Origin of the sequence: Streptomyces sp. NPDC015144, from assembly GCF_043079735.1 — a bacterium.
In the GTDB taxonomy this organism is placed as follows: Bacteria; Actinomycetota; Actinomycetes; order Streptomycetales; family Streptomycetaceae; genus Streptomyces.
Genome location: NZ_JBIBUU010000026.1, coordinates 88,307 through 98,224 on the forward strand (window position 1 = coordinate 88,307; position 9,918 = coordinate 98,224).

Annotated in this window: 10 protein-coding genes; 6 read left to right on the forward strand and 4 right to left on the reverse strand. The window is 69.1% G+C overall.

Annotated elements, in window-relative coordinates:
- The first annotated feature begins 101 nt into the window (after positions 1-101).
- From ACF08W_RS31705 to ACF08W_RS31720, 4 genes are all read left to right on the forward strand, one after another.
- A complete protein-coding gene (locus ACF08W_RS31705; RefSeq protein WP_392281409.1) occupies positions 102-356 on the forward strand; it encodes a hypothetical protein in 255 nt (84 codons plus the stop codon).
- Positions 325-852 (forward strand): DUF6879 family protein, encoded by a 528-nt coding sequence (locus tag ACF08W_RS31710; protein WP_392281410.1) that lies wholly within the window; start codon positions 325-327, stop codon positions 850-852. The genes ACF08W_RS31705 and ACF08W_RS31710 overlap by 32 nt, the downstream gene beginning before the upstream one ends.
- Positions 853-877: 25 nt before the next feature.
- Positions 878-1,729, forward strand: coding sequence for a helix-turn-helix domain-containing protein (locus tag ACF08W_RS31715; RefSeq protein WP_392281411.1), 852 nt, complete (start codon positions 878-880; stop codon positions 1,727-1,729).
- A 93-nt stretch (positions 1,730-1,822) separates the two neighbouring features.
- Complete coding sequence (locus tag ACF08W_RS31720) at positions 1,823-2,278, forward strand: restriction endonuclease (RefSeq protein WP_392281412.1); 456 nt, start codon at positions 1,823-1,825, stop codon at positions 2,276-2,278.
- Between the two features lie 33 nt (positions 2,279-2,311).
- Here the strand turns inward: ACF08W_RS31720 and ACF08W_RS31725 are convergent, their stop codons facing one another.
- Positions 2,312-2,521 (reverse strand): DUF6207 family protein, encoded by a 210-nt coding sequence (locus tag ACF08W_RS31725; RefSeq protein WP_392281413.1) that lies wholly within the window; start codon positions 2,519-2,521, stop codon positions 2,312-2,314.
- A 214-nt stretch (positions 2,522-2,735) separates the two neighbouring features.
- On the opposite strand from ACF08W_RS31725, the gene ACF08W_RS31730 reads away from it, so the two are divergent.
- On the forward strand, positions 2,736-3,263 hold the full coding sequence (locus ACF08W_RS31730) for a hypothetical protein (protein ID WP_392281414.1): 528 nt from the start codon (positions 2,736-2,738) through the stop codon (positions 3,261-3,263).
- A gap of 121 nt (positions 3,264-3,384) precedes the next feature.
- Here the strand turns inward: ACF08W_RS31730 and ACF08W_RS31735 are convergent, their stop codons facing one another.
- Positions 3,385-5,607, reverse strand: a complete 2,223-nt coding sequence (locus ACF08W_RS31735) for an NACHT domain-containing protein (protein WP_392281415.1) — start codon at positions 5,605-5,607, stop codon at positions 3,385-3,387.
- Between the two features lie 895 nt (positions 5,608-6,502).
- Here ACF08W_RS31735 and ACF08W_RS31740 point away from each other — a divergent pair.
- Positions 6,503-6,643, forward strand: coding sequence for a hypothetical protein (locus ACF08W_RS31740; protein ID WP_392281416.1), 141 nt, complete (start codon positions 6,503-6,505; stop codon positions 6,641-6,643).
- A 203-nt stretch (positions 6,644-6,846) separates the two neighbouring features.
- On the opposite strand, the gene ACF08W_RS31745 is transcribed toward ACF08W_RS31740, so the two are convergent.
- Together ACF08W_RS31745 and ACF08W_RS31750 are read right to left on the reverse strand one after the other, a co-directional pair.
- Positions 6,847-7,008 (reverse strand): hypothetical protein, encoded by a 162-nt coding sequence (locus tag ACF08W_RS31745; protein WP_392281417.1) that lies wholly within the window; start codon positions 7,006-7,008, stop codon positions 6,847-6,849.
- The gene (locus ACF08W_RS31750; RefSeq protein WP_392281418.1) at positions 7,008-9,440 is read right to left on the reverse strand and encodes a Helicase associated domain protein; all 2,433 of its coding nucleotides are present in this window, start codon (positions 9,438-9,440) and stop codon (positions 7,008-7,010) included. Before ACF08W_RS31750 ends, ACF08W_RS31745 begins: the two co-directional genes overlap by 1 nt.
- Positions 9,441-9,918 lie beyond the last annotated feature (478 nt).

A 9,918-nucleotide genomic window follows, 5' to 3' on the forward strand; every position in this document is an offset into this window, starting at 1 on the left:
TGGCCTTCGGCGCAGACCAGGGGGCCGTCTTGACCGAGGGCGCTGCGCGCGGGACGGTCAGATGCGCAACTACGCGCAACTGCCTCGCTTCGGAGGGGACCATGGCGTTACTTTTCTTCGGCACCGACCCGAACTCGGGCGGAGGGAACTGCCCGGCGGTGTGGGTGGACACCGACACCGCCCGGGGACCGGAACTGGTTCTGCAGGGCAAGTCCGCCGACGCGGCGACCCGGGCCACCTGCCGTCAGGACAGCCCGCCCGCAGACGACGAAGGGATCGTCCGGATCCCGCTCAGCATGGTGGAGCAGATCAGGAAGGCGTGCGATGCCGCAGAGGCCGCCGGCACCCAGCTTTGAGGACCTGCTCGACTCCGCCCAGACCCACGCCCTGCACCTGGAACTCCGCGACGTCTACGCCGTGGGAGAGGAGCGGGAGGTCTACGACACCTTCCTGCGCGACGGGACCGTCCCCGCGGACGACTCGGAGTACTGGGGCGGCTGGCTGCCGCTGGTGGAGCGGACCGTCTCCCGCGGGGTGAAGGTCCGCCGGGCCCGGATCGTGTCCGAGCCCGTCACCGACTACATCCGCTTCGAGCACGCCATCACCGACGCCAACCTCCGCGCCGGCGAACAGGTCCGCTGGCTGCCCCGCCGCCACGCCTCCGCCCTCGCCCTGCCCGGCAACGACTTCTGGCTCATCGACGACCAGGTCGTGCGCTGGAACCTGTTCTCCGGTGACGGTGAGGCCATGGAGCCCGACCACACCGAGGACCCGCAGGCCATCAAGCTGTGCGCGGAGGCGTTCCGCTCGGTCTGGGACCTGGCCACCGAGCACACCGACTACCGCATCTGACCGACGCACCAAGGGCCGCCACCTCATGACGACCGCCTCTCCATCCTCCAGCGCTCAAGGGGCCCGTGAGGCGCTCGCCGTGCGGCTGCTGCACCTGCGCAAGGACGCCGGCCTCACCGGGCGCGAGCTCTCCGCCCGGTGCGGCTGGCACCCCGCGAAGACCACCCGCATCCAGAAGGCCGCGGTCCTGCCCTCGGACGCGGACATCCGAACCTGGTGCACGGCCTGCGGCGCCGACGACCAGGCCGACGACCTCATCGCCACCGCCCGCGCCGTCGACTCGATGTACATGGAGTGGCGTCGCCTGCACCAGGGCGGCATGCGCCAGGTGCAACAGGACTGGTACGCCCTGCACGAACAGACTCGCCACTGCCGGGTCTACGTCTCCAACCTCCCGCCCGGCTTCCTCCAGACCCCGGCGTTCGCGACCGCCCTCATGCAGCAGATCACCCGCTTCCAGGGCACCCCCGACGACGTCGCCGAAGCCGTCGCCGCCCGGGTCGCCCGCTCCCGCTTCCTCTACGAGGGAGGCCACCTCTACGTCGTCCTCATCGAGGAGTCCGTCCTGCGCTACCGCACCGCCGACCCCGACGCCATGCGCGGGCAGCTGCGCCACCTCCTGGCCGTGATGCCGCTCGCCTCCGTCTCGCTCGGCATCATCCCCTTCACCGCGCAGCGCACCGTGTGGCCGCTGGAAGCTTTCTACGTCCACGACGACACCAGCGCCGTGGTGGAGACGCTGACGGCGGAGATCAAGGTGACGCAGCCGCGTGAAGTCGCCGACTACGCGAAAGCTTTCGCCGGCCTCGCAGAGATGGCCGTCTACGGCGACGACGCCCGCGCGCTCATCCAGGCCGCGATGAACACGCTGGAGTGAAGTTCCGCAATCTCCCGCAATCTCGTTGAGGAACGACCGGCGGTCTCCGTAGCGTCGAACGACACCGACGCACCAGCAACGGAGGCGGTGCCCATGAGCGCACCCACACCCGCCAGCTCCGCACCGCAACCTCCCAGCATTCAGCCGCCCGCCTGCCACACCGTGCTCCACGACCCCCACGGCCTCATCGAGGCGGACCTCCCGCTCGACCGCGCCCCGCACGAAGCGCTCGTCACCGCGGTCCTCGCCTGGACCAACCCGGCCCTCGCACCCCGTGACTACGCGCAGATCGCCCTCCAGCTCACCGGCCACGCCCGCGCCGTCGCCGCCGACATCCGCCGCCACACCGCCACGCTCCCCAAGGGCGACGGCCGCGGCGCTCTCGCCGAAGTCGTTCTCCGCGAAGCCGACAACCGCCTCTCCGCACCGATCCGCGGCACCGCCCGCTGCGCCCAGAACCGAGCCCGCCTCGTCCAGGCGCTCTACACACGTCTGGACCGGCTGGAGATCGAGCCAGCCCCGGAGAAGGTTGTGCCGAACGGCGGCTGAGCCCGCGGCCGGGCTTCCCGGACCCTGGCCCGGCTACTGCCGCCCTGGGCGCAGGATGTCGGCGTAGACCCGGGCCCGGACCCCTGGCGCGCCGGGTTCCCGGCACACGAGGCTGATGCCCGAGGTCGCCCAGCGTTCCTCCAGCGCGGCCATGACCGCGCGGACGGTCCCCTCGTCCCCGGCGGTGATATCCAGCACCACCAGGCCTGGTTCAGCGATGTGCTGCTCGTCGATCGGTTTCATGACCGTAGCGACAAGGTCCGCCCTCATCGCGGTTCGTCGGCGGGTCCGGTTCCACTCGCACGAGTGGGAACCGGACCCGCCGTGGGCGTCGTCCGGCGGGACGGTCTTGTACTGCCAAGAACAGGACGGGGCGGGCATAGCACCCGGAAGGTGCTCCGTGGGCAGGTATCCGGGAAGTGACTCCCTCCCCGGACTGGCCTTCTACCTTGCCTCCATGACCCCCTCGCCGGACATCAACCACGACCGCCCCGTCCTCCTGCCCGTTGGCGAGGAGTGGAGGGACGCCGTGCACCTGGTCAGGGAGTCCCTGGAGACCGCCCGTGCATTCGCTCCCGGCTCCGAGTGTCTGCTGCCGCCGGTGACCTGGGAGACCGCGGCCGATCTGGTCGGTGACTGCGCCACCGCGGACGCTTCCGAAGCCGTGTGCGTGACCGTAGTGCCCGGGTACCGGCTGGAGGCGATGCGGGCCTGCCACGGCGCACTGGTCCGGGCCTCTGCCGCCGATCCTGCCGCCGCGTACCTGACCGACCAGCTGGCGTACTACCTCGACCTGGCCCACAGTACGAACCTGCCCACCCTGACCAGGACGACGACGATGGTCCTCACGGTGCTCACCCTCGACCTGTCCGCGGCCAGCACCCTGATCACCCACCTGGCCGTGGGCAGCAGCGACGTCGTGTCCATGCGCACGGCGTACGACGAGGTCGTGGACGCGTGGTGCCGGGCCGGGCTCGCTTGCTGACCCCCCGCGCCGGAAACAGGTCCCGCGAAGGCACCTGCCACGCCGACGACGTCGCCCGCGAGGAAGCCGCCGCCGAAGCGGGTCACGGGGCTGCGGCGGCGCGTGTGCCCGGTGTCGAGTTTCAGGGGCGGGGGTGCTGGTTGAGCCATTGCTGGAGTTCGCGGTGGCGGAACTGGTAGCTGGGCCCGTTGTAGCGGAGGAGACCGGCAGTGACGGCCCAGTTGAGGAACACACCGAGGCGGAAGGGGAGCTTGCCGCGTGAGCACAGCAAGAACACCCCGTACCTCCGCGTCGCGCCGGCGAGGCCGCTCGCGAGCCCAACCGCAATCCCAACCATGCTTCCGACCATGAATCCGTCCACGGGGCTGCTCATGAGTCCGGATAGGAGTCCGGATAGGAGTCCGGCCAGGGGGCCGATTGAGAGTCCGTAGATTATGTCGTCGCGGATGATTTTCTGCGGGTTGGCCACGGTGGTTGGTTCCGCTCTGAGCCCGCGCATGAATCCACCCGCGAGTCCGCCAACAACCCCGAGCGCGAGCGCGAGCCCGGAACCAAGCCCGAGCGCGCTGATAATCCCGAACCCGTCCTCGAAACCGAACCTTTCCGCGAACCCGAACACGTCGAGTCCGAATACGAGGTTCGCTATGAAACCGCCAGCGAACCAACCCTTGAACCAGGCCTTGAACCCGTCTGCGAACTCACCCGCCAGCCCTCTCACGAATCCTCCGATGAGGCCAGTCCCGATGCCGAGTGTTATCCCGTACACGAGCCCGGGCGTGATCGCGGGCGAGGTCAAGTTCCTTATTTCAATCGCGTTGTAGGTTGTGACGCGGAACGTGAAGCCGACTGCGAATCCGACGACGAACCAGATCTTGAATCCGGCCCAGAATCTGGTCTTGAAACCGTACCGGAGAGTTTCCCAGGTAGCGGAAACGCGGAGACGCTTGGGTTTGGGCGTGGGGCGAAAAGTGATGGCGACAACGAACGCACCAAACGTGAGACAGAGGACCAGATCGTATACCGTCGTCGGCCCAAGGAAGCCGAGGCTGAGGACGGCGAGGAAGGCAGTGATGGGGAAGGCGGTGAGGAGGAGGTCGGTGATGCGGGTGCGTGTGGTGCCGGCGAGGGGCCAGAGGTGGTGGAGGGTGAGGTCGGTGGCCGGGGCGCGTGTGGTGGTGCCGGTGAGGTGTTTGGTGAGGTGGTGGAGCCAGCGGTGGACGTCTTCGGGCCGGTATCCGCGGGGGTTGTGGGTGTTGGTGGTGGCGGCGGGGAGGTAGCGGGCCAGGAGGTGCTGGTCGAGGTCGTGCCCGTTGGTGTGGTGGAGGAGTTCGGAGGGGTTGCCGTCGCGGTGGTAGACGGTGGCGGTCAGGCACAGTCGCCAGGGCGTGGACAAGGTGGTGGCGAGCGGGCCTGTGGGCTGGGCTTCGAGGTGGTCGGTCAACGGCTGCCAGCGGGGCCTGTCCAGGGCCCGGGCGCGGAGATAGGTGACGGCGTTGCGGGTGTCGATGGGGGCGATGGCGATGCGGGCGGCGTCGATCAGCCGGGACACGGGAGCGAGCGCGTCGTAGTGGCCGGTGCGGCATGTCAGGACGAGCGGGCCCGCCTCACGGCCGCTCTGGTAGGCGTTGAGCGCCTCCAGGGCCGCGCGCGCACGGGGCGCTTCGGGGTCGGGGGTGCCGTCCGCATGCAAGGGGTCCATCTCGTCCAGCCCGTCCAGGACCGGCAGAACCATCCCGTGAGCCACCAGCCCGGCAGCCGCCTTGGCACGTAAGCCGTAGGCGTCGATCAGACGCCGTACCAGCAGGGCCTTCAGAGGCTGGGCGGTGTCCCAGTGGGCCAGCGGGACCCGCACCGGGACGGGATCACCCTCGGAACGGCCCTCGATGAGAGCCTGCATGAGCTCCAAGGCCAGAACCGTCTTGCCCGCCCCCGCAGCCCCGGTGACCACCAGACGCCTGGGCCGGGTGGCACGGTAGTAGTCCAGAACATCCGGCAAACCAGCCGGACCGTCCGCGAACGTAAGCCCGGCCGACGGAGCCGCCGCAGCCCGCTCAGCCGCGGAATGCAGAACAAAAGCCACATTGATGCGCTGAGTGTCGTCCCCCAGCAACTGCCGCCGCACCGCGCCCTCACTGTCCAGGACCCGCTTGGCCAGTGCCTTCGCATGCTCGCGCGCGAGCCCCGCACCACCGTCCTCAACCGGCCTGCGCAACGCCACGACCGCGACCACCAGACCGGTCACACCGATCGGAACACCAAGAAGAGTCGCAACATCGACAGCCTTGGTCTCCTTGCCACGGGCGATGTTCCAAACGGCGAAGACCACGCACACCGCGATCAACACCCCACAAACAACTTGAACAACCTGCCACTTACGCGGATACCGGCGCTCCCGTAACACGAACATCCCCCGATCATGCCGCCCTGCCGGGCACATCGTGAACCCGTTCCGCCCACTTCGCGAACCGCCGGCACCCCGCACAGACCAACCCGCCCACGAGACAGGCCCAGTGCCGCGCCCCGAACCTTCCTGGGCGGCCGGGGACGACCGCCGCAGCCCTGCCCCGCCACCCCACCGGAAGGCACCGCCCGCTGAGCCCAGGACCGCGCCCGCCTCATACAGGCCCTCTACACCAGGCTGGACCGCCTCACCGAACCCATTCCGGCCGCGCCGTAGTTGGCGGAGGGGGAGCGGCCCGAAGATCCCAGGGCCTACACGCACACCAGTGCGATGCCACAGCGTCCGGGCCCACGGCATCGCACTTCAGTGCGTGTAGGCCCTGGGCGCGGTGCCGCTGACCCGGGTCAGCGGCACCCGGGCGATCAGCCATGACGTTCCTGGGGCCCGGTATGGGTTTGCGCTGTCCGAATCGGTCCTTTGGTAAGCCGTTCGGTTCATAGAGCCCGCACGCCCCAACATCGCACGTAATAAGCCGACTTACCGGCATCTGCTGGTGCCTCGTGACTGTCGATCGCTACTCTTTACGCGCAAGGTGCCCCAGACAGGGACATCACAACAACAGGGGGAAAAATGCGCAAAATGGCTGTGACTGGGGCGGGTATGGGCTCTGGCTCTGGCGACCTTAGGGCTCACCGCGGCTCCCAGCGCCTCAGCGGCGACACCCTGCCCGTCCGGAGCGGTCTGTATCCGCGAGACGAACGGCAGCATCCTCAGCAGGAACATCTTCTACAGCTACGGCGCCCACAACCTCTCGAACGTCACCGGAAACCGCGTGCTGGTGAACAACCAGACGGGCGGCGCCGGCCTCCAGGTCTGCTACGACTACAACGGCGGCAGGTGCTCCGCCATGGCGCGCGGCGTGGGCGAGTCCGCCCCGTACAACATGACGCCGATCAACTCGGTCGTACTCGTGCGCTGAGCACAGCACGAAGGCGTCACCAGGCGGCCGGTCGCAGCGCTATCACACCCAGCCGCTCAAACCACCGTGGCCTGGCCGTCCCAGAGACGGCCGGGCCACGCTCGAACGACACGGGCCTCGTCGTCTGGCGCGCTCCCGATCCAGGCGCGGTCCGGCCGCGGTGAGACCCCCGTGCGGTTCCTCCACTGCCCGTCAGGCAGCACTCAGATCTGTCTCCAGCGGCCGTGCTTGCCCGCACAGAGCCCCGCGAGCCGGTCCGGGTCGCCCTCCGCCACGGCCTGATCGTAGAAGACCTTGGTGCGGGTGTGCCGACGTACGGCGTCCTGCCCCCGCTGTTCCCCGGCCTCGTGCTCGCCCGTGCTCATCACGCCGCTCCTCCCGTGGCAGCCCATTCCAGCCCGAGGCCGGCCAACGTGGCGAGCTTGTCGACGGTCAGCTTCGCGCGCCTGGACTTGGTGTTCGACAGGAAGACTCCGAGCTTGACCTCCGTCCCGTCCGGCAACTGTTCTACGTGTGCCCTGGGGACCTTCAGGGAGCCCGTGCGGGCCTTGTACTGCGCCAGGGCCGCAACGCCCCTCTCGAAGGCGCTCACGGGCGCCGTGGACGCCTCCGCGGACGCGGCCAGCTCCGCCGCGGCCCGGGGTGAGGCCTCCGGAAGCACGGTCACCGGGAGCGGGGTGACGCCGACGGCCTCCAGGCGCTCGCGCTGACCCTCCGCCAGGGCAGCCCACACCTCGGGCTTCCGCTGCCGGGCCAGCCACTTCCCCACGTCCATCCCGTGGACCGTGAACCCAGGCAGGACCTCCAGGTTCTCTTCGTCGCGCACGAGCTCGCGGAGCGCGGCGTAGTGCCGTTGCCACTCCGTCGACCACACCGGGTTCCAGTCCTCGTCCACGGCCAGGAGCGCGGCCTCCCACTCCGGGTGCCCGTCCAGCGCACCGGGACGGCGCAGGTTGGACAGCCACTGCCCGACCGGCTTGTCGAGCGCGGCCGCCGACCGAGGGGCACACAGCGTCCAGTGCTCCTGGTAGTACACGCGGGCCGCCGCCAGGTTCTCCTGGAACCGCGCATCGGCCGCCGACCAGGCCATGCCCAGCTTCTCCAGCCGCGCCGCGCGCCGGCCGTTCATCTGCCCCGCCCCGTACGCCCGTCGCTGCTCCGCGACCCACTGCCCGAGCGGGAACGCACCCTCCTTGTGCTCGTACGGCACCCGGGCGTGGCCCTCACGCTCGACGAAGTCCTTGAGCTTCGTCCAGCCGCGCGCCCAGTCCTGCCGCTCCGTGTCGATCACGTTGAAGCTGACCCAGTCGGCGACCATCACCGGGTCACGCGGTGCGGCAAACCGAAGCAGGAGACGGGATTCTTCCTCGCCCTCCTCGGGCGGAGTGCCGATGTACTCGGACGGCTGCGCGATGTCCTTCTGCGGCTCCTGAGGGATCGCAAGCAGCTCGATTGCCTCTTCGTCGTGAGCGCGCAGACCTTCCAATACCTTCACCAAGGGCCGATACGAGCCCGAGGTGAACATGTCCTCCGGCTGCTCACCTGGCTGAAGGAATACCGGAACGATCAAAGAGGCAAGCTTTCCCTCTCCCGGCTTTTGACGGAGAGCCCGGCCAATGGCCTGCACGATGTCGTGCGGCGCGCCCTTGGGATCCAGCAGGGCCACGGAGTCGACGGCCCGGATGTCCACGCCCTCCCCCAGGACGCGGCAGTTGGAGAGCACGGCCCGCCGGGCGGTGGAGCCGAACTTCCCCAGCACCTCTCGCCGACGCTCCGGGACGTGCTCGCCGCACAGCCAGTCCGCCCAGATCTCCGCCGGGTACTTCTCGGGCCGGTCGGCGTGCAGCCGCTTGGCCACGTGCTCCAGGCCCTCCGCGTACGCCGCGGCCTCTATGGTCCGGTGGTGGAAGGTGATGCAGGTCTGGAGGTTGTGCTGCTCCATGGTGTGCAGCAGCGCAGCCTGGAGGGCGCCCAGGCGCTGCCCGCGGACCTCCTCGGTGTGCCGCTCCTCGCCCATCAGCCGCTCGGGCGTCACGACCGGGTCCTTCAGCTCCAGGACGATGATCTGGTACCGCGCCAGCAGCTTCCGCGACACGGCCGACGCGAGCGAGAGCTTGTAGAGGACCGGTCCGAAGACCTTCTCGTCGTCCATGGAGGCCGCCATCTCGCGCGGCAGCCGATCGCGTACCCCTTCGGCGACCTCGCGGTTCAGCCGCTCCTCCCAGATCCGCGGCGTCGCCGTCAGGTACAGCCGGCGGTGCGCCGGGATCTTCGTCTGATCGTGGATGTCCGCCCACGCCTTACCCATCGACCCACTGGTCCGGTGCGCCTCATCGACCACCGCCAGGTCCACCGGCGCGAGCTTCTGCCCGTAGGCGCCCTCGAACGCCTCCACCAGCACGCCCAGGGACGCGTAGGTGGCGTAGATGGTCACCGGCCCGGCGCTGTGCCACAGGGCCAGCTGCACGGGGTTCGTGGTGCTCCGGACCCCCAGGTGCCACAGCTCCGGGTCGTCCAGGGGCGAGCACACCATGACCGCCGGCCCCTTGTGCCCGGCCTCGCTCCACGCCTTCACGGTCTGCGTCAGGAGATCCAGGGTCGGCACCACAACGAGAATGCGGCCCTTGGGCACAATCCGCTTCGCGGAGGCCGCCGCGATGATGGTCTTTCCCGTCCCGCACGCGGCGTGCACCTGCCCGCGCAGACCATTCCAGGGAATGCCGCCCGGCGGGATATCGAGGCCGCGCACAATGGCGGCTACGGCCTCAATCTGGTGTTCACGCAGTTTCACGGCCATTCTCGTGTTCTCCTTTTCGCGGAATGCGGCGCGTAATAGGAATGAGAGTCCGGCGCGGTGACTGGCGGGCCGGGGTGGTGGTGTATGGGCCCAGACTCTACACAGTCAGCACCTGTGATGCATCACCCATACCGCAGCTTCCCCCTGTAGGTTGATACTTGGCTGAATCCCGCCCCGTTCGCACGGTTCATAGGGTATGCTGGCGGGGTATTGGTGAACGTGAGCGGGCAGGTTTCGAGAATGGGGGAGGGTTCGGGTGGAGCGCAGCGGAGCCCGTCACTGCGGTGGGGCCGGCACCCCGTCAGGCCGACAGTCCGTCACTCTCGTTGCAGGGGTGATGGGCAGGAACCCCAAGCCCTACACAGGCCCGCGCGCGATGCACCTCCCCTTGCTGCCAGCCTCGGCACCCGCGCTTGCGCGGGTGCTCGCAATTCGCGCAAGCGCGAATTGACCCGCTTTTAGAATTCCGCTTGCGGAA